The sequence below is a fragment of the Roseateles sp. genome (assembly GCF_047654805.1).
GTDB lineage: Bacteria > Pseudomonadota > Gammaproteobacteria > Burkholderiales > Burkholderiaceae_C > Pelomonas.
On sequence record NZ_JASGIV010000001.1, the window covers coordinates 900487 to 918598 of the forward strand.

Below are 18112 nucleotides of genomic sequence, written 5' to 3' on the forward strand. Positions count from 1 at the left end.
GCGGCCTCTGTGAGATGCGGGTGGTTTATGCCTTCGCCGTTGCACCGAGCGCGATCTTCAGCAGATCGGCCACCGTGTTGGCGTTGAGCTTCTCCATGATGTTGGCACGGTGCGCCTCCACCGTCTTGATGCTGATGCCCAGGTCGTCGGCGATCTGCTTGTTCAGGCGGCCGGCGACGATGCGCTCCAGCACCTGGGCTTCGCGTGTCGTCAGGCGGGCGAGCAGGGCATCGCGGCTGGCGGCCTCCTGGTGGCTGGAGAAGGCGTCGCGGGCCTGGTCGAGCATGCGCTCCACCAGGGCCAGCAGCTCTTCTTCCTTGAAGGGCTTCTCGATGAAGTCCATCGCGCCCTTCTTCATCGTCTGCACCGCCATGGGCACGTCACCGTGCCCGGTGATGAAGACGATGGGCAGGGGGCTCTTGCGCTCGATGAGGCGGTCCTGCAGCTCCAGGCCGGTCATGCCGTCCATGCGGATGTCGGCGATGAGACAGGCGACCTCGCGGGGGTCGTAGCGGGCCAGGAAGGATTCGGCCGAGTCAAAGCACTTGACCCGGTAGTCCTTGCCTTCAAGCAGCCATTGCAGGGAGTCGCGAACAGCCTCGTCATCATCGACGACGTAGACATTGCCCTTCTTCGGGATCAAGCTCATGGTGCGGTGGGTTCGGTTCTCTGAGCGCTGCCGGAAGCGTCCGGGGCGGATTCCTGAGGCAGTTGTTCTGAGGTGATGGTGACCGGTATCGTGAAGGCGAATCGGCAACCAACGACAAGGGAGCCATTGTAGAGGTTCTCGGCTTTTATCCGGCCCTGGTGGGACTCGACGATAGACCGGCATAACCCTAATCCGATGCCGAGGCCGTCGGCCTTGGTCGAGAAGAAGGCCTCATACATTCGGGCCAGCACCTCATCGGGCAAACCCGGCCCCATGTCGGTCACGGAGAACTCGATGTGGCCGCCCAGCTCGGCGCTGTGCTTGGGCACGATGCGCAACTCGATGTGGCGGCGCGAGGTCGGCAGCGAAGCGTTGTCGATGGCTTCGGCGGCATTCTTCAGCAGGTTCATCAGCACCTGCTCGATGAGGATGGGGTCCACCATCAGCTGTGGCAGGCGCTGGGCCACGTAGGTGTGGATGGCCACGTTGCGGCGGCGCAGCTCGATGCCGGCCAGCTCGACCGCGTCCTCCACGATGTCGGCCGCATGGGCCGGCTGGCGCTGCGGCTCGCTGCGCTTCACGAAGTTGCGGATGCGGTGGATGATCTGGCCGGCGCGTTCCGCCTGCTTGGCCGTCTTGGTCAGCGCCGCCATCAGCGCTTCCTTGTCGATGCTGTCGTTGCGCACGCGGCTGACCATGCCGTTGCAGTAGTTGGTGATGGCGGTCAGAGGCTGGTTCAGCTCGTGGGCCACGCTGGAAGCCATCTCGCCCATCGTCATCAGCCGGCTCGTCACCTGAGCCTTCTCGGCCTGCAGCGCAGCCTGGGCCTCGGCGTGGCGGCGCATGGTGATGTCGGTGGCGATCAGCATCTGCGCCAGGCGGCCGTCGGTCCATTGCAGATAGCGCGCGCGCACGTCGAACCACATGGCCAGTGACTCGACGTAGACCTCGCGCGGGTCGGAGCCCACGTCCGTCAGTGCCTCGGCGGGCAGGCCGGAGTAGTCGTCAACCTCGTCGGAAGAATCCGTCAGGCCGCGGCGGCTGGTCGTGCCCACCAACTGGCCGCCGGCCAGCAGCGCGTGTCCTGCCGGGTCGGCGCCGAACCACAGGCGGTAGCTGCGATTGGCGAACAGCAGCTCCGGCGGATTGACCGACAGCACCGAGACGGCAGCGTCCAGCCCTTCCAGCACGGTGGTGAAGCGCTCGTGCGAGGCCGAGAGCTGGTCACGCACGCGCTTGGCCTCGGTGATGTTGGTCATCGAGGTCATCCAGCCGGTCTGCTTGCCTTTGGTGTCCACCAGCGGGGACACATAGACGCGGGCGTCGAACTGGCTGCCGTCCTTGCGCTGGATCTTGACCTCGACGCCGCCGGAGGGGCTGCGGCCCTGCAGCTCCTGCTGCAGGGCGCGGGCGTTGTCCTCGCGGCGGTCGCTGGGCCAGAACGGGTAGGGCGGCGTACGGCCCACGAGGTCGGTCTCCAGGAAGCCGGTCATGGCGCAGAAGGCCGGGTTCACGTAGGTGATGCGCGTGTCCATGTCCATGGCGCGCATGCCGGTCAGCATGGAGTTCTCCATGGCACGGCGGAAGTTGGTTTCCAGCGTCAGCGCGTTCTGGATCTGGGTGCGGCGGCGCATGTGGCGCCAGGTGCCCAGCAGCATCCATACCGTCATGCCCGCCAGCGCCAGCACCAGCCAGAACAGGGCATTGTTGATGAGGCCGATGGACGTGCGCCAACCCTGGCCGCGCAGCACCAGGCCGTTGAGCGCGGGCGCCAGCGGCACATCGTGCAGCAGCGCCGCGCGGCGCAGCATCTGGCCCGGCATGGGCGTGACGGTGCTGGCGACGACCTGGTCGCGCGGCACGTCCAGCACGGCGATGCTGTGGCGCGTGGCCACTTCGCTGGGTACGTAGTAGCGCAGCAGTGCCTCGACGGTGTACTCGGCGATCAGCACGCCGGCGAAGCCGCCGCGGTCGATCAGCGGGATGTGGAGCTGAAAGACGATGGTGCCGTTGGTGTCGGGAAATGGCGCCGAGTAGACCGGCTGGCGGCGCTCCTTCGCGGCCTCGAACGCGACCGCCGGCGGGTTGGACTGGTTGGGCATGGGCATGGACGGGTCGCTGCCGTCCGCCGACATCAGCCCGTCGGCCTGGAAGCCCGCCGCACCGACGCTGCTGCGGCGCTCGCGCCTGGCGCTGAGCCAGGTCACGTGCGTGAGCTCGGGCCGCTCGCGTGCGAAGGCCTGGGCCTGGGCGGAGAACTCGTGGGCGTCGATCTGGCGCGTGACGACCTCGCGCGCGATGCGCACCAGTTGCTCCTGGTTCTCGATCAGGCGCAGGCGGATCTGCTGCTGGGCGATCTCGGTGTCGCGCTTGACGGATTCGGTCTCGCGCTCGATTTCCTCGTTGCGCAGGTACCAGAAGGCCGAAATGATGGCCGCCAGGAACAGCAGCACAGAGATCAGCGGCCCCAGGGTGGCCAGCCGGTCCTGGCGGGAAGGCGACTGGCGGAACCACCAACTGGTGACCAGGCGGCGCAGCGTCGCGATCCAGCGCTGGCTGCGGTTGGGCGGGGCGGAAGCAGGGGGCATGGCGCAAATTATCCGGGCCGGCATCGGGAGCTGTGATTTCATAATAAGAAATCGATTCGCACCATTTGGGAATCTGGCCGGGCTTGTGAGACACTCCGCCCGCCCGGGGGTCGCAGTCCGGGTAGACCCCTGTCAGAAACTCAGTCCGTCGCCCGCCAGAGGCGAGCCAGATATAGGAGACCGGCCATGTCCGCCCAGCCGCAAGACTTTCCAGGCGCCGCATTGAACGACGCCGACCCCCAGGAAACCAAGGAGTGGCTGGATGCGCTGTCCGCCGTCATCGACCGTGAAGGCGCCGAGCGTGCGCATTTCCTGATCGAGGAGATCCTGGAGCACGCACGTCAGCACAGCATCGACCTGCCGTTCTCGGCCACTACCGGCTACGTCAACACCATCGAGGCCGACCAGGAGGCCCGTTGCCCCGGCAACATCCAGATCGAGAAGCGCCTGCGTGCCTACATGCGCTGGAATGCGATGGCCATGGTCGTGCGCGCCAACCGGCTGGACCCGGCCGACGGCGGTGACCTGGGCGGCCACATCGGCTCGTTTGCATCGGTGGCGAGCATGTTCGGTGCCGGCTTCAACCATTTCTGGCACGCCGCCAGCGAGGACCACGGCGGCGACTGCCTCTACATCCAGGGCCACAGCGCGCCCGGCATCTACGCCCGCGCCTTCCTGGAAGGCCGGCTGACCGAGGAACAGCTCGACAACTTCCGTCAGGAAGTTGACGGCCAGGGCCTGTCCAGCTACCCGCATCCCAAGCTGATGCCCAACTTCTGGCAGTTCCCGACCGTCAGCATGGGCCTGGGCCCGCTGATGGCGATCTACCAGGCGCGCTTCCTGAAGTACCTGCATGCCCGCGGCATCGCCAACACCGAGAATCGCAAGGTCTGGGTGTTCTGCGGCGACGGCGAGATGGACGAGCCGGAAAGCCTGGGCGCGATCGGCCTGGCCGCGCGCGAGAACCTCGACAACCTCGTGTTCGTCATCAACTGCAACCTGCAGCGCCTGGACGGCCCGGTGCGTGGCAACGGCAAGATCATCCAGGAGCTGGAGGGCGAGTTCCGCGGCAGCGGCTGGAACGTCATCAAGCTGATCTGGGGCAAGGGCTGGGACGAGCTGCTGGCGCGCGACAAGAGCGGCAAGCTCAAGCAGCTGATGATGGAGACGCTGGACGGCGACTACCAGGTCATGAAGGCCAAGGACGGTGCCCACGTGCGTGAGCACTTCTTCGGCAAGTACCCCGAGACGGCCAAGCTCGTCGCGCACATGAGCGACGAAGAGATCTTCGAGCTGCGCCGTGGCGGCCACGAGCCCGAGAAGGTCTACGCTGCCTTCCACAAGGCCCACAACAACACGACGGGCCAGCCCACCGTGCTGCTGGTCAAGACCGTCAAGGGCTACGGCATGGGCAAGGCCGGCGAGGGCAAGAACACCGTCCATCAGACCAAGAAGCTGACGGACGACGACATCAGGTACATCCGCGACCGCTTCAACATCCCGGTGCCGGACAGCGAGCTGCCCAAGATCCCGTATTACAAGCCGGCCGAGGACACGCCGGAGATGCGCTACCTGCACGAACGCCGCCAGGCGCTGGGAGGCTACCTGCCCAGCCGCCGCGCCAAGGCCGACGAGCAGTTCACCGTGCCCGACCTGGCCACCTTCCAGGCCATTCTGGACCCGACCGCCGAAGGCCGCGAGATCTCGACGACCCAGGCCTATGTGCGTTTCCTGACGCAGCTGCTGCGCGACAAGGCCATCGGCCCGCGCGTCGTGCCCATCCTGGTCGACGAGGCCCGCACCTTCGGCATGGAAGGCCTGTTCCGCCAGATCGGCATCTACAACCCCAAGGGTCAGCTGTACACGCCGGTCGACAAGGACCAGGTCATGTACTACCGCGAGGACAAGGCTGGACAGATCCTGCAGGAAGGCATCAACGAAGCGGGCGGCATGGCCAGCTGGATCGCCGCGGCGACGTCGTACTCGACGAACAACCGCGTGATGATCCCGTTCTACGTCTACTACTCGATGTTCGGCTTCCAGCGCATCGGTGACCTGGCCTGGGCCGCTGGCGACATGCAGGCGCGAGGCTTCCTGCTGGGCGGCACGTCCGGCCGCACGACGCTGAACGGCGAGGGCCTGCAGCACGAGGATGGCCACAGCCACATTCTGGCCGGCACGATTCCGAACTGCGTCTCCTACGACCCGACCTTCGCCCATGAAGTGGCGGTGATCATGCAGCGCGGCCTCAAGCGCATGGTCGAGGACCAGGAAAACGTCTTCTACTACATCACGCTGCTGAACGAGAACTACCCGATGCCGGGCCTGAAGGCCGGCACCGAGGAGCAGATCCTCAAGGGCATGTACCTGCTGGAAGAGGCCGACGCGAGCAAGTCCGTCAGCGTCAACCTGCTGGGCTCCGGCACCATCCTGCGCGAGAGCCAGGTCGCCAAGATGCTGCTGGAAGAGGACTGGGGCGTGGGTGCCAACGTGTGGAGCTGCCCGAGCTTCAACGAACTGGCCCGCGACGGCCAGAACGCCGAGCGCTGGAACCTGCTGCATCCGACCGAGCTGGCGTGCGTGCCCTTCGTCACGCAGCAACTGGGCCAGACCAAGGGCCCGGTCATCGCGTCCACGGACTACATGAAGAACTACGCGGAGCAGATCCGCGCCTTCATCCCCAACGGCCGCACGTACAAGGTGCTGGGCACCGACGGTTTTGGCCGCAGCGACTTCCGCTCCAAGCTGCGCCAGCATTTCGAGGTCAATCGCCACTACATCGTCGTCGCCGCGCTGAAGGCGCTGGCCGATGAAGGTGCGGTGCCCGTCGAGCGCGTGGCCGAGGCCATCGCCAAGTACGGCATCGACGCCAACAAGATCAACCCGCTGTACGCCTAAGCCACCGGGAGACAAGACATGGCATTGGTTGAAGTCAAGGTTCCCGACATCGGCGATTTCGACGAGGTCGGCGTCATCGAGGTGCTCGTCAAGGTCGGCGACACCGTCAAGGTCGAGCAAAGCCTGGTGACGGTGGAGAGCGACAAGGCATCGATGGAGATCCCGTCGTCGCAGGCCGGCGTCGTCAAGGAGATCAAGGTCGCCGTGGGCGACAAGGTCAAGGAAGGCAGCGTACTGGTGGTCGTGGAAGGCGAGGGCGCCGCTGCGCCAGCCCCAGCCACCCCGGCAGCCCAAGCACCCGTGGCTGCGCCTGCGCCGGCTGCTGCGGCACCGGCTCAGGCCGCTGCCGCGCCGGCGCCCGCTGCGGGCGGCTCGGTCACCGTCGCAGTGCCGGACATCGGCGACTTCGACGAGGTGGCCGTCATCGAGCTGCTCGTGAAGGCGGGTGACACCGTCAAGCTCGAGCAGAGCCTGATCACCGTCGAAAGCGACAAGGCGTCGATGGAGATCCCGTCGTCGACCGCTGGCGTCGTCGAGGAACTGCTGGTCAAGGTGGGCGACAAGGTCAGCAAGGGTTCCCCGCTGGCCCGAGTGAAGGCTGCTGGTGGCGCTGCCGCGGCGCCTGCACCCGCCGCCGCGGCTCCGGCCCCGACCCCAGCCGCCGCGCCCGTCGCCACGGCCGCGCCCGTCGCCACGGCTGCGCCGGTTGCCGCTGCTGCTGCCGCGCTGCCTGCGCACCAGCCGACGTCCCCCACGGGCCAACTGCCCCATGCCTCGCCCAGCATCCGCAAGCTGGCGCGAGAGCTGGGCGTGCCGCTGGCTGAAGTGAAGGGCAGTGGCGCCAAGGGGCGCATCACCGAGGCCGACGTGCAGGGCTTTGTCAAGGCCGTCATGAGCGGTTCGGTGCAGACCGCCGCGCAGAAGGCCGCCGCGCCCGCGGGCGGCTCGGCAGCCGGTGGCGCCGGCCTGAACCTGCTGGCCTGGCCCAAGGTCGACTTCGAGAAGTTCGGCGCCGTCGAGCGCAAGGAACTGTCCCGCATCAAGAAGATCTCGGGCGCGAACCTGCACCGCAACTGGGTCGTCATTCCGCACGTGACGAACCACGACGACGCGGACATCACCGAGCTCGAGGCCTTCCGTGTCCAGCTGAACAAGGAGAACGAGAAGGCCGGCATCAAGGTCACGATGCTTGCGTTCATGATCAAGGCGGCCGTCGCTGCGCTGAAGAAGTTCCCCGAGTTCAACAGCTCGCTGGACGGCGACACGCTGGTGCTGAAGAACTACTTCCACATCGGCTTCGCGGCCGACACGCCCAACGGCCTGGTCGTGCCCGTCATCAAGGACGCCGACAAGAAGGGCATCTTCCAGATCAGCCAGGAGATGTCCGAGCTGGCCAAGAAGGCCCGCGACGGCAAGCTGGGTCCGGCCGACATGACCGGTGGCTGCTTCTCGATCTCGTCGCTGGGAGGTATCGGCGGCAAGTACTTCACGCCCATCATCAACGCGCCAGAAGTGGCCATCATGGGCGTCTGCAAGAGCAGCACCGAACCCGTGTGGGACGGCAAGCAGTTCGTGCCGCGCCTGATCCTGCCGCTGTCGCTGAGCTGGGACCACCGCGTCATCGATGGCGCGGCCGCTGCCCGCTTCAACGTCTACTTCGCGTCGCTGCTGTCCGACTTCCGTCGGATTGCGCTGTGATCGGGAGCCGAACTCATGGCAACCATTGAAGTTCAAGTTCCCGATATCGGCGACTTCGACGAAGTCGGCGTCATCGAGGTGCTGGTCAAGGCCGGCGACACCGTCAAGGTCGAGCAGAGCCTGATCACGGTCGAGAGCGACAAGGCGTCGATGGAAATACCGTCGTCTGCTGCCGGCGTGGTGAAGGAGCTCAAGGTCAAGGTCGGCGACAAGGTGAGCAAGGGCTCGGTCGTGCTGACGCTGGAATCCGAGGGCGCCGCGGCGCCCGCGCCGGCCCCCGCTTCGCCAGCACCTGCGCCGGCTGCGGCGGCTGCACCGGTGCAGGCTCCCACCGCCGCGACCTACAGCGGCAGCGCCGACCAGGCCTTCGACGTCGTCGTGCTCGGCGGCGGACCTGGCGGCTACTCGGCCGCGTTCCGCGCTGCCGACCTGGGCCTGAAGGTCGCCATCGTCGAGCGCTACGCGACGCTGGGCGGCGTCTGCCTGAACGTGGGTTGCATCCCGTCCAAGGCGCTGCTGCACGTCGCGGCGGTGATGGATGAAGCCAGCCACATGGCCGACCTGGGTGTGGTGTTCGGCGAACCCACCGTTGACATCGACAAGCTGCGCGCGCACAAGAACAAGGTTACCGGCAAGCTGACCGGCGGCCTTGCCGCCATGGCCAAGATGCGCAAGGTGACCGTGCTGCGCGGTGTCGGCACCGTGCTGGACGCGCAGCACCTGAAGGTCGAGGCGACCGAAGGTGCCGTGGGCCAGGCAAAGACCGGCGCCGTGCAGACGGTCGGCTTCAAGCGCCTCATCGTGGCAGCCGGCTCGCAGGCCGTGCGCCTGCCCTTCCTGCCCAATGACCCGCGCATCGTCGACTCGACCGGCGCGCTGGAAATGGGCGTCAAGCCCGAGAAGATGCTCATCGTCGGCGGCGGCATCATCGGCCTGGAAATGGGCACGGTGTATTCCACGCTGGGCGCGCGGCTGGACGTCGTCGAGATGCTGCCTACTCTGATGACGGGCGCCGACCGCGACCTCGTCAAGGTCTGGCAGAAGTTCAACCAGGGCCGCTTCGACAACATCATGTTGAACACGAAGACGGTGGGCGCCGAGGCCAAGCCTGACGGCATCTGGGTGACCTTCGAAGGCGAGGGCGCCCCGAAGGAGCCTCAGCGCTATGACCTCGTGCTTCAGGCCGTGGGCCGCACGCCCAACGGCAAGAAGATCGGCGCCGAGAACGCCGGCGTCATCGTGGGCGACCGTGGCTTCATCCCGGTCGATGTGCAGATGCGCACCAACGTGCCGAGCGTCTTTGCCATTGGTGACATCGTCGGCCAGCCCATGCTGGCCCACAAGGCGGTGCACGAGGGCCACGTCGCGGCGGAAGTCTGCGCTGGCGAGATCCTGGGCGACGACAAGCTCAAGAAGAGCCAGTTCGACGCACGAGTGATCCCGAGCGTCGCCTATACCGACCCCGAAGTGGCCTGGGTGGGCATGACCGAAGACGAGGCGAAAGCCAAGGGCATCAAGATCACCAAGGGGCTGTTCCCCTGGACGGCCTCGGGCCGCGCCATCGCCAACGGCCGCGACGAGGGTTTCACCAAGCTGATCTTCGACGAGGAAAGCCACCGCATCATCGGTGGCGGCATCGTCGGCACGCATGCCGGCGACATGATCGGCGAGATCGCGCTGGCCATCGAGATGGGCGCGGACGCGGTGGACATCGGCAAGACCATCCATCCGCACCCGACGCTGGGCGAGTCGCTCGGCATGGCCGCGGAAGTGGCGCACGGCTCCTGCACGGACGTGCCGCCGCAGCGCAAGAAGTAGGCGCAGCGGTGCGTCGGCTGCTGGCCGCCGCTGCACTGCTGGGCGTCGCCGCCGTGGCGGCCGCCCAGCAGCGGACGACGCTGTCCGTCGAGCCGCATGCGACGGATGCACGGCTGGCTGTCGGGCAGCCCGCGCACTGGATCGCCTACGACCCGGCCAACGCCGGGCCGTTGCTGGTGTGGCTGCCGGGCACCAACGGCCAGCCGGAGCATGGGCCGAAGGCGCTCTTCGCGACCGTGCTGGACGAGGGCTACCGGCTGGTAGCCTTGTCCTATATCGATACCCCGGCCGTGGCCCAGGTCTGCGTGCCTGCACGGCTGCGTAAGCAGCCGGCCTGCGCGGGCCGGTTCCGCCAGCAGCGCGTGTGGGGCGACGAGCCCAACGCACCGGTGGACGATCGGCCCGAGGACGCCATCGTGACGCGCCTCACGCAGCTGCTGCGCCATCTGGCCGAACGCGACCCGACCGGCCAATGGCAGGGCTACCTGGATGGTGAAGAGCCTCGCTGGAGCCGCATCGTGCTGGCGGGGCAGTCCCAGGGCGGTGGCATGGCGGCCTTCCTGGCGCAGACCCGCACGGTGGCTGGCGTGGTGATGTTTTCAGGAGGCTGGGACCATGGCGCCAACGGCGACCTGGCGGCCTGGTACCGGCGCCGTAGCGCCACGCCGCCCACGCGCTGGCAGGCCACCTACAACGTGCAGGAGCCTCAGGCCGGCACGCTGGATCGCATCTACCGGACGCTGGGTATCCCGTCGGCCCAGGTGCATGCACTGGACCTGCCGGTAGTCTCCCGGCTGCCGCACACCGACGGCGTCGGCAACGCGGCCTACGCGCCGCTGTGGCACGAGATGCTGGCAACCGTCAGGCCTCAACCCTAGAGGTCGGGTTCAGCCGGTCCATGCCGCCCTGATGCCCTGAAGCGCATCTGCGACGACGCGTTCGCGAAGCTGCGTCCGCTCCGGCAGCGGGTAGCGTGGCATGCCAAGCACCAGCAGCAGGTAGCCGACGACCTTGATCAGCGCCAGCGCTGCGACTTCGGCCAGCAGAGATTCGCTGGGTTCGGTCCGGTCGCCCGCACAGGCGGCAACGCGTTCGCGCTCCAGCTGGATCAGCTTGCGGTAGACCGGCTGGTCCTTCATCGGAACGGCTTCCCCGTCGGCGCTTTGGTGCGTCGACATGTAGATCATGCGGAACTGGTCAGGGCGGGCCTCCCAGAAGCCCAGGAAGCCGCGCAGGTGCGCCTCCATCACCTTCAGCGGCGCCCGCCGCCCCGTCGATGCCGCCAGCAACTCGGCCAGCAGCGCCTCGAAGACCTCCAGCCACAATCCCTCAAGCAAGGCCTGCTTGCTGGGGAAGTAGCTGTAAAGCGCCATCGTCGACAGGCCGGCATCCTGCGCCAGGCGCCGCATCGACAGGGCGCCGGCGCCCTCGGCGCTGTAGATACTCCAGGCCCGGTCGAGCAGCTCCAGCTTCAGCTGCGCCATGGCGGCCGGGCTGCGGCGGACACGGGGCCTGGCGACGGCGGCCGGGGCTGGCGTTCTGGCTTTCATATCTCCTCCCTTCCGTCTCATCCCGCCAGGTCGGCGGCGATGGCGTTGGTGTACGTTAATCCTTCCAGTCTCCCACGTTAAATACGCACGCGGTAGTCCGCATCTGGGTGCCCGTCGGTACCGTACGCGTACAACAATAAGGGAAGCAGACATGCGCACCTTCCCTGCATGTCGGATTCAGCCCGCCTCGTCCGAGAGTTCCCCATGCAATTCCTCACCCGCATTTCCGTTGGCACCAAGCTCGGCCTGGCCTTCTTCACGGTGCTGCTAATCACGGTCATCCTGGGCTCGCTGGCCATCGTGCAGCTGGGGCGCGTCAACGACACGGCCAGTGACATGGGCGACAACTACCTTCCGTCGGTGCGGGAGCTGCAGGAGGTCGCGAAGCAGGCCACGCGCTATCGCACCAGCGAATACCGCATGGCGTTGTCCGATCCGGAAGAGCGCAAGGCGGCGATCGAGTCGTCGCAGAAGTACCTGCAGTCGGTGGAGGAACACCTGGCTGTCTACGAGAAGCTGCCGTCCACGTCCGAAGAGATTGGCATGCTCAAGCAGTTCAAGGACAGCTGGGCCGCCTACCTCGAGAACAGCCGCGCCTTCAAGGCTGCCGCGCTGGCGGACGACGAGGCCCGGATGAAGGCGCTGCTGGTTGGTGATGGCCTCGCCAAGTTCAACGCCACCATCAAGGACGTCGATGCGCTGGTCGAGCTCAATGGCAAGAACTCGGACATCGCCGACGCGCTCGGCGACCAGATCTACGGCAACAGCCGCAACCTGATCATCGGCATGACCGTGATCGCCGTGCTGATCGGCGCGGCGCTGGCCTGGAGCATCACCCGGTTGATCACGCGGCCCTTGGCGGTTTCCGTGGAACTGGCCGAGGCCGTCGCGAGCGGCGACCTGACGCGCAGCCTGCACGTGGTTGGCGCGGACGAACTGGCCCAGTTGCAAGGCGCGCTGCTGCGCATGGTCGAGCAGCTCAAGGGCGTCGTGGCCCAGGTGCGCGACGGCGTCGACTCGGTGTCCAGCGCCGCCTCGCAGATCGCCACCGGCAACCATGACCTGTCGGCGCGGACCGAGCAGACCGCCTCCAACCTCGAAGAGACCGCGTCCAGCATGGAGGAACTGACCGGCGCCGTGGGCCAGTCGGCCGACACGGCCCGCCAGGCCAACCAACTGGCGAGCACGGCGGCCGAAGCAGCGGCGCGCGGCGGCAAGGTGGTTGGCGCGGTGGTGCAGCGCATGGAAGAAATCAGCGATTCGTCGCGCAAGATCTCCGACATCATCGCCACCATCGATGGCATCGCCTTCCAGACCAACATCCTGGCCCTGAATGCGGCCGTGGAAGCGGCGCGTGCCGGCGAACAGGGCCGTGGCTTCGCGGTCGTCGCCAGCGAGGTTCGCTCGCTGGCCCAGCGCAGCGCCGAGGCGGCCAAGGAAATCAAGACGCTGATCGGCCGTTCGGTCGAGACCGTCGAGGCCGGAGCTGCCGATGTGGCCGAGGCGGGCCAGTCGATGGAGGAGATCGTCTCCAGCGTGCGCCGCGTCACCGACCTGATGGCGGAGATCGCCGCGGCCGCGGTCGAGCAGCGCGATGGCATCGCCCAGGTCAACCAGGCCGTGGCCAACCTGGACCAGATGACGCAGCAGAACGCCGCGCTGGTCGAGGAGTCGACCGCAGCCTCGTCCTCGCTGAGCGACCAGGCTCAGCAACTGGCCAACGTCGTGGCGGTGTTCAAGATCTCCTGAGGCTGGCCGACCCGCTTCGCCGCGGGTGGGTGGCACAGGCCCTGGAGGGGCAGACTTTCGTCATGCGCCGGGTTTTCCCGCCGTGACTTGTCGCAGGCCGGACGGGCCGGCGCGCTAATGGGGCCAAAGGAACCCCAGCATGAAGGTCCGCCCCACCCGTCGACAGGTCCTGCAGATGAGCACCACCTTGCTTCCTGGCGCCGCCCTCGCGTCGGCCGCCCCACCCAAGCGCATCCTCATCCTCGGCGGCACCGGCTTCCTCGGACCGGCCATCGTGGAGGCAGCCCGCTCGCGCGGCCACATGCTGACCCTCTTCAATCGTGGCCGCACACGGCCCGGGCTCTTCCCCGATATCGAGAAGCGCCTGGGAGATCGCGACCCGCTCAAGGGCGAGGGCCTCAAGTCGCTCGAGAGCGGCGAGTGGGATGCCGTCATCGACGACTCGGGCTTCTATCCGCGCATGGTTGGCGCGTCGGCCCGGCTCCTGGCGCCGCGGGTCAGGCACTACCTCTACATCTCCAGCATCAGCGCCTACCGCGAACCCAGCCCCGTCAACGGCGACGAGGAGGCGCCGCTGGCCGTGCTGGCCGACCCCAAGGTCGAGGACATGGGCAAGGGCTTCGAGAACTATGGCGGGCTCAAGGCCGCCTGCGAAGCCGCCGCCGAGGCCGCGCTGCCAGGTCGCACGGCCGTTGTGCGCCCCGGCTTCATCGTCGGCCCCGACGACCCCAGCGGCCGCTTCACCTACTGGCCTGCGCGCTTCGACAAGGGGGGCGAAGTGGCCGTGCCCGGCGCGCCGACAGACCCGTTGCAACTCATCGACGTACGCGACCTTGCCGAGTGGCTGGTGCTGCTGGTCGAGACCGGCACCACGGGCCGGTTCAACGCCCTCGGCCCCGATCGACCCATGACTTGGGGACGCGTCATCGCGGCCTGCCAGAAGGCCACGTCAACCGCGGGCAGCGTCACCTGGATTCCCGGCGAGTTCGTCGCCCGGCAGGAGGGGCTGAGCTTCCCGATCTGGGTGCCCCACCAGGGCGACACCCGGGGCTTCCACACCTGGCAGAACCGGCGTGCCGTGCAGGCCGGCCTGCGCTTCCGGCCTATCGAGCAGACGGCGGCCGACACGCTGGCCTGGTATCAGGGGCAGCTCAAGGACAAGGAAGGCCGCACGCGCCTGGCCTTCACGCCCGAGCAGGAGTCCGAGGCGCTGAGGCGCTGGAAGGCTGCCGCTCCGTCCTGATACATCGGGCCGGCCGCGCGGGTCTGCGGGCTAACGCTGGGCCTGCGGTGCGCCGGCTGTCGTCACAATGCCGGCATGACGTTCTTCTACTGGTTCATGGCGCTGGTCATGGCCGCCACGCTGCTTCCATCGGCCCTTTACATGGGCATCTATGTCTTCACTGGCGCCCACGAGGCACTGGAGCGTGCGCGCAAACTGTGGAACTTCCTGCGTGTGTTCACCCTGCTCGGATTCAACATCACACTGTGGGGGCACGTCATCGTCGCCTTCTGGCAGCTGATCCGCTGACGCGATCCACGCCAAAGGACCAAGGCCCCTGCCGGTGACGGCAGAGGCCTTTTTTGCGCCAGGACTCAGGCGCGCCTCAGGGCGAAACGCTGATTTCCAGGGCCGTCAAGGCCACGTCGATGGGGATGAAGAAGTTGAAGCCCTTGCCGGCCTCGACGCCACCCTGGGTGATGGCGATGACGCGGCCGTCAGCGTCAAGCAGCGGGCCGCCGCTGCTGCCGAAGGTCACCGCCGCATCGCTTTGCAGCACACGCTTGCCCCGCAGCACGCGGTCGGCGCTGAGCACGCCGCGGGTCATGGAGTTGTTCAACACGCCGAGCGGCGAGCCGATCGCGTAGACGTCCGAGCCGACCTCCAGTGTCGGGCCGCTGCGCAGCGCCAGCGCGTCGCCATCGGTCAGCGCCGTCTTCAGCAGTGCCACGTCGGCCTGTTCGTTGACCTTGACGACCTCCGCCACGGCCTTGTCACCGTTTTGCAGCTTGATGCGTGCGTACTTGGCGCCGCGCACGACGTGGGCGTTGGTCAGCAGGTGGCCGTCCCTGTCGATGAAGAACGCGCTGCCTGAGCCGGACGCGGTCTCCAGCGTGACGACGGCGTTGCGCAGCTGGGCCTGGTTCTTCGGCGCACCGCCACTCGCGACGGCGGCCCCTTTGAGCGTGACGGTACCGGCGGCGGGCGCGGCACTTGAAGCCGGCGTGGCGGCAGCGGTCGCCGCCGTTTCGGCGTCGTTGGCCTTGAGCGCCTCCAGGACCTGCGGCGCCGACAGGAAGTTGCCCAGCGATGCAAGGATGGCGCGCCTGTGCAGATCGGGGATCTTCTCCTTGCTGAAGCTCAGGCCTTCGCCAGTGGCGTGGTAGACCACCTTCTGCTTCTTCTCGGAGAACAATGCCCAGTCGATCTTGTAGAGCGCCCAGCCTTCGGCCTTGCCGGGCTCGGTACAGATCTCCTGTTTCAACTCGGTCAGGATGCCACCGATGCGGAAGTCCGGCGCGGCACTGACGTCCACGTCGAACGCCGTCGCCTTGCCCTTGCCGGCCAGCGGGTAGCCCAGGCGCTTGAGCTCCTGTGTCGCAGTGATGGATACGTAATTGCCGGCTGCCTTGAGGAAGTTCTCGTTCGCGATAAGTGGCTGGCGGTTGGCGCAGAACCAGCCGAAGGCGTTGCCGCCGATGTCATCGCCCTGCAGGATGGACACCTTGATCTTGTCCACCGACAGCGTGACCTTCAGGTCCACACCCTGTGCGCTGATTGCTTGCCTGGTTTCCACTTTGGGAGGTGGTGGCAGGTCGGCGGCGGCGGTGGCGCCGGCCGCGAAAGCAAGGGCGACGGGCCAAGTGGCGTGCAGCGGCGATGTCATTGAATTCCTCCTCTGATTCCGGTCGAGGGCTGCCATGCCCGCGCCGAGGCCGCGATGGTAGCGGCGGCCGTCAGAGTCGCGACTCGTACATCGCAGGGCAGTTAGCGGTGCTGAAGCGATCCACGGGGATGCGAAAGCGCATGCCCACGCGAAGCTCTTTCCAGCGCTGTGGGTCCACGCGGCACGTCCAGAGGTGGTCGCCACCATCGCTGAGCTCGATTTCGTAGTAGGCCTCGCGCTTGCCCAGGCGTTCGCTGCCCGGCTGGCCCGGAGGGGCCACGCGCAGCGGCGGACGGGGCCAATCCGGCGGGGTGTCGGGACCGCCCTCCGTCTTGGCAATCCAGCTGCGGCGCCAGGCCAGCGCCGTGTAGCGGCAGTGCTCGCCGGGTTCGGTGCGACGGCCGGTGGGATCGGCGGCCACGCGTCGGCTGATGTCGAAGGCGCCCTCGGGCAGCTCGTCGCACCAGTCCGAGCCGTTCTCGGCGCGCAGCCGTTCGACGACGATTTCCATGCGCCAGCTGCGCCGGGTGAGCTCCACGGCGACGCCGGGCGGACCGAACACCCACCAGCCCACCGTGCCCAGCGTCGCCACGATCATGGCGACGAGGATGAGGACGCGCAGGCGTGGCAGCCGCATCAGGCTCAGGTGGCGTCGAACTGCAGGTTGACCGCCTCTTCCCACTGCGCCAGCTCGTCCCAGCCGATGTGCAGCCAGTCCATGGCTGCGGCGTGGTGGCCGGCCCAGTCGGCATCCTCCGGGAGACCTTCGTGGCGGCGCATCAGGTGCTCGGCGATGAGGCCGGCGGCGATCAGCGTGTGGATCTCGGGCTCGATGTCGCCATGGCCCAGCGCGGTGAAGTCGTGGTGCAGGCGGATCGCCGCCATCAGCTGCTGCGGCAGGTTCCATACCCGCACGACGAGGGCGCCGACGACGGCGTGGTCGGTCTTGTGGTTGGCATTCTCGGTCGCGATGTACGGGCGGTCGATGCGCGCGCCGGCCTCCACCATCGTCGACGCATAGCCGCGAACGCTCTGCAGCAGCACCGGCATGCCCACGTGCAGGAACAGGCCGAAGCTGTGCGCGAGGTCCGGCGAGAGGCCTGGCAGCTGCTGGGCGATGGTGGCCATCGCGATGGCGCGCTTGGTGCTGCGCTGCCAGAAGCGCGCCAGCTGCGGCGCATTGACGGGAATGGCGTGCTGCAGCAGGAAGCCGCTCATGACCGACACGCTCTCGCGCAGGCCGAGGCGGTTCATTGCCTGGCCCACGGTCGTGCACGGCAGGCCGACGGGCTTGAACAACGGTCCGTTGGCGATGCGCAGCAGGGTGGCGGCCATTGCCACGTCGCTGGAGGCGATGCGGGCGACGAGGTTGAGGTCCGGCTCCGGCGTGCTCATCGCCTGCTGCAGCTGGGCCAGCAGTTCTGGGCAGGGCGGGATCTGGATCTGCTGCAACGGGCCGCGGCGGCGCGACTGGTCAAGGTCGTCGCGGATCTGCTGAGCGCGGGATGCGTGAGTTGAGGCCGTGTTCTGCATGATCACAAAATCTTAGGTGGGCTCCGTGCGGGTACAGTGAATTCAATCGTTGCCCGCCGTCAATCTTGCCCACTTCATCGCCTCGCGTTGCTTTCGCCATCCGCCAGCGTCGGTGGTGGCTGGCCGCGTTGGCGGTCCTGCCTGTACTGGCCGCGGCGGCCTACGACGCGGCGCGCGTGCTGGAAGCGGCGACCCTGCGCGGCCCCAGGGTGGTCGAGCAGGCCCAGGCCCTGGTGCAGCAGATCGAGCACAGCACAACGCAGGACGAGCTGCAGCGTCTGCGGGACATCAACGATTTCTTCAATCGCCGGCTCGCGTTCAGGGACGATGCCGTCACCTGGGGGGTGCCGGACTACTGGGCCTCGCCGCTGGAAAGCCTGGAAAAGCGTGCCGGTGATTGCGAAGACTACGCGATCGCCAAGTACTTCAGCCTCACGGCCGCCGGCGTGCCGACGGCCCGGCTGCGGCTGGTCTACGTGCGGGCCCGGCTGGCCGGGCAGTCGCTGGCCCATATGGTGCTGGCCTACTATGCCCAGCCAGGCGCCGAGCCGCTGATCCTGGACAACCTGCGGCCCGAGGTGTTGCCGGCATCGCAGCGAGCGGATCTGACGCCGGTATTCAGTTTCAACACCGAAGGCCTGTGGCAGGGCACGGGCCAGGTGACGGCGGGTGATCCGCTGGCGCGCCTGTCGCTGTGGCGCGAGCTGGTTGCCAAGGTCAGAGCAGAGGGATTCTTGTAAT

At 67.4% G+C, this 18112-nt stretch carries 14 protein-coding genes; 8 read left to right on the forward strand and 6 right to left on the reverse strand.

The features are described 5' to 3' along the window. Positions 1-25 precede the first annotated feature (25 nt). Complete coding sequence (locus QM732_RS04075; RefSeq protein ID WP_088483486.1) at positions 26-649, reverse strand: response regulator transcription factor; 624 nt, start codon at positions 647-649, stop codon at positions 26-28. Then, positions 646-3237, reverse strand: a complete 2592-nt coding sequence (locus tag QM732_RS04080; protein ID WP_415654915.1) for a PAS domain S-box protein — start codon at positions 3235-3237, stop codon at positions 646-648. Before QM732_RS04080 ends, QM732_RS04075 begins: the two co-directional genes overlap by 4 nt. A gap of 186 nt (positions 3238-3423) precedes the next feature. Here QM732_RS04080 and aceE point away from each other — a divergent pair, with 186 nt between their 5' ends. The 4 genes from aceE to QM732_RS04100 are packed head-to-tail and all read left to right on the forward strand — an operon-like array spanning position 3424 to position 10529. Beyond that, positions 3424-6135: a pyruvate dehydrogenase (acetyl-transferring), homodimeric type gene (aceE, locus tag QM732_RS04085; protein WP_415654916.1), complete on the forward strand. Its 2712-nt coding sequence runs from the start codon at positions 3424-3426 to the stop codon at positions 6133-6135. A gap of 18 nt (positions 6136-6153) precedes the next feature. Then, positions 6154-7833 (forward strand): dihydrolipoyllysine-residue acetyltransferase, encoded by a 1680-nt coding sequence (aceF, locus tag QM732_RS04090; RefSeq protein ID WP_415654917.1) that lies wholly within the window; start codon positions 6154-6156, stop codon positions 7831-7833. A 15-nt stretch (positions 7834-7848) separates the two neighbouring features. Then, on the forward strand, positions 7849-9651 hold the full coding sequence (lpdA, locus tag QM732_RS04095) for a dihydrolipoyl dehydrogenase (protein ID WP_415654918.1): 1803 nt from the start codon (positions 7849-7851) through the stop codon (positions 9649-9651). Between the two features lie 8 nt (positions 9652-9659). After that, positions 9660-10529, forward strand: a complete 870-nt coding sequence (locus tag QM732_RS04100) for an alpha/beta hydrolase family protein (RefSeq protein ID WP_415654919.1) — start codon at positions 9660-9662, stop codon at positions 10527-10529. A gap of 9 nt (positions 10530-10538) precedes the next feature. Here QM732_RS04100 and QM732_RS04105 read toward each other — a convergent pair whose 3' ends face one another. After that, positions 10539-11201: a TetR/AcrR family transcriptional regulator gene (locus QM732_RS04105; RefSeq protein WP_415654920.1), complete on the reverse strand. Its 663-nt coding sequence runs from the start codon at positions 11199-11201 to the stop codon at positions 10539-10541. Between the two features lie 204 nt (positions 11202-11405). Here QM732_RS04105 and QM732_RS04110 point away from each other — a divergent pair, with 204 nt between their 5' ends. The 3 genes from QM732_RS04110 (at position 11406) to QM732_RS04120 (ending at position 14481) form a co-directional block, all read left to right on the forward strand. Next, positions 11406-12950 (forward strand): methyl-accepting chemotaxis protein, encoded by a 1545-nt coding sequence (locus QM732_RS04110; protein ID WP_415654921.1) that lies wholly within the window; start codon positions 11406-11408, stop codon positions 12948-12950. A gap of 139 nt (positions 12951-13089) precedes the next feature. Then, entirely contained in the window at positions 13090-14193 is a 1104-nt protein-coding gene (locus QM732_RS04115; protein WP_415654922.1) for a hypothetical protein, read from the forward strand. Between the two features lie 75 nt (positions 14194-14268). Further along, positions 14269-14481 carry a hypothetical protein gene (locus tag QM732_RS04120; RefSeq protein ID WP_415654923.1) on the forward strand — a complete coding sequence of 71 codons (213 nt, stop codon included), beginning with the start codon at positions 14269-14271 and terminating at the stop codon, positions 14479-14481. A 76-nt stretch (positions 14482-14557) separates the two neighbouring features. Here QM732_RS04120 and QM732_RS04125 read toward each other — a convergent pair whose 3' ends face one another. The 3 genes from QM732_RS04125 to QM732_RS04135 form a co-directional block, all read right to left on the reverse strand. Then, on the reverse strand, positions 14558-15838 hold the full coding sequence (locus tag QM732_RS04125) for a S1C family serine protease (protein ID WP_415654924.1): 1281 nt from the start codon (positions 15836-15838) through the stop codon (positions 14558-14560). Positions 15839-15908: 70 nt separating this feature from the next. Continuing rightward, entirely contained in the window at positions 15909-16475 is a 567-nt protein-coding gene (locus tag QM732_RS04130) for a hypothetical protein (protein ID WP_415654925.1), read from the reverse strand. 5 nt (positions 16476-16480) lie between these two features. Then, positions 16481-17371 carry an HDOD domain-containing protein gene (locus tag QM732_RS04135; RefSeq protein ID WP_415654926.1) on the reverse strand — a complete coding sequence of 297 codons (891 nt, stop codon included), beginning with the start codon at positions 17369-17371 and terminating at the stop codon, positions 16481-16483. A 128-nt stretch (positions 17372-17499) separates the two neighbouring features. Here QM732_RS04135 and QM732_RS04140 point away from each other — a divergent pair, with 128 nt between their 5' ends. After that, positions 17500-18111 carry a transglutaminase-like cysteine peptidase gene (locus tag QM732_RS04140; RefSeq protein WP_415654927.1) on the forward strand — a complete coding sequence of 204 codons (612 nt, stop codon included), beginning with the start codon at positions 17500-17502 and terminating at the stop codon, positions 18109-18111. Position 18112 lies beyond the last annotated feature (1 nt).

What these genes read in the sequence shown, in the direction of transcription:
- QM732_RS04125 (WP_415654924.1), bottom strand. Translation starts at nt 15,838, where the DNA reads ATGACATCGCCGCTGCACGCCACTTGGCCCGTCGCCCTTGCTTTCGCG.
- QM732_RS04105 (WP_415654920.1), bottom strand. Translation starts at nt 11,201, where the DNA reads ATGAAAGCCAGAACGCCAGCCCCGGCCGCCGTCGCCAGGCCCCGTGTC.
- QM732_RS04130 (WP_415654925.1), bottom strand. Translation starts at nt 16,475, where the DNA reads ATGCGGCTGCCACGCCTGCGCGTCCTCATCCTCGTCGCCATGATCGTG.
- aceE (WP_415654916.1), top strand. Translation starts at nt 3,424, where the DNA reads ATGTCCGCCCAGCCGCAAGACTTTCCAGGCGCCGCATTGAACGACGCC.
- aceF (WP_415654917.1), top strand. Translation starts at nt 6,154, where the DNA reads ATGGCATTGGTTGAAGTCAAGGTTCCCGACATCGGCGATTTCGACGAG.
- lpdA (WP_415654918.1), top strand. Translation starts at nt 7,849, where the DNA reads ATGGCAACCATTGAAGTTCAAGTTCCCGATATCGGCGACTTCGACGAA.
- QM732_RS04120 (WP_415654923.1), top strand. Translation starts at nt 14,269, where the DNA reads ATGACGTTCTTCTACTGGTTCATGGCGCTGGTCATGGCCGCCACGCTG.
- QM732_RS04080 (WP_415654915.1), bottom strand. Translation starts at nt 3,237, where the DNA reads ATGCCCCCTGCTTCCGCCCCGCCCAACCGCAGCCAGCGCTGGATCGCG.
- QM732_RS04110 (WP_415654921.1), top strand. Translation starts at nt 11,406, where the DNA reads ATGCAATTCCTCACCCGCATTTCCGTTGGCACCAAGCTCGGCCTGGCC.
- QM732_RS04115 (WP_415654922.1), top strand. Translation starts at nt 13,090, where the DNA reads ATGAAGGTCCGCCCCACCCGTCGACAGGTCCTGCAGATGAGCACCACC.
- QM732_RS04135 (WP_415654926.1), bottom strand. Translation starts at nt 17,371, where the DNA reads ATGCAGAACACGGCCTCAACTCACGCATCCCGCGCTCAGCAGATCCGC.
- QM732_RS04075 (WP_088483486.1), bottom strand. Translation starts at nt 649, where the DNA reads ATGAGCTTGATCCCGAAGAAGGGCAATGTCTACGTCGTCGATGATGAC.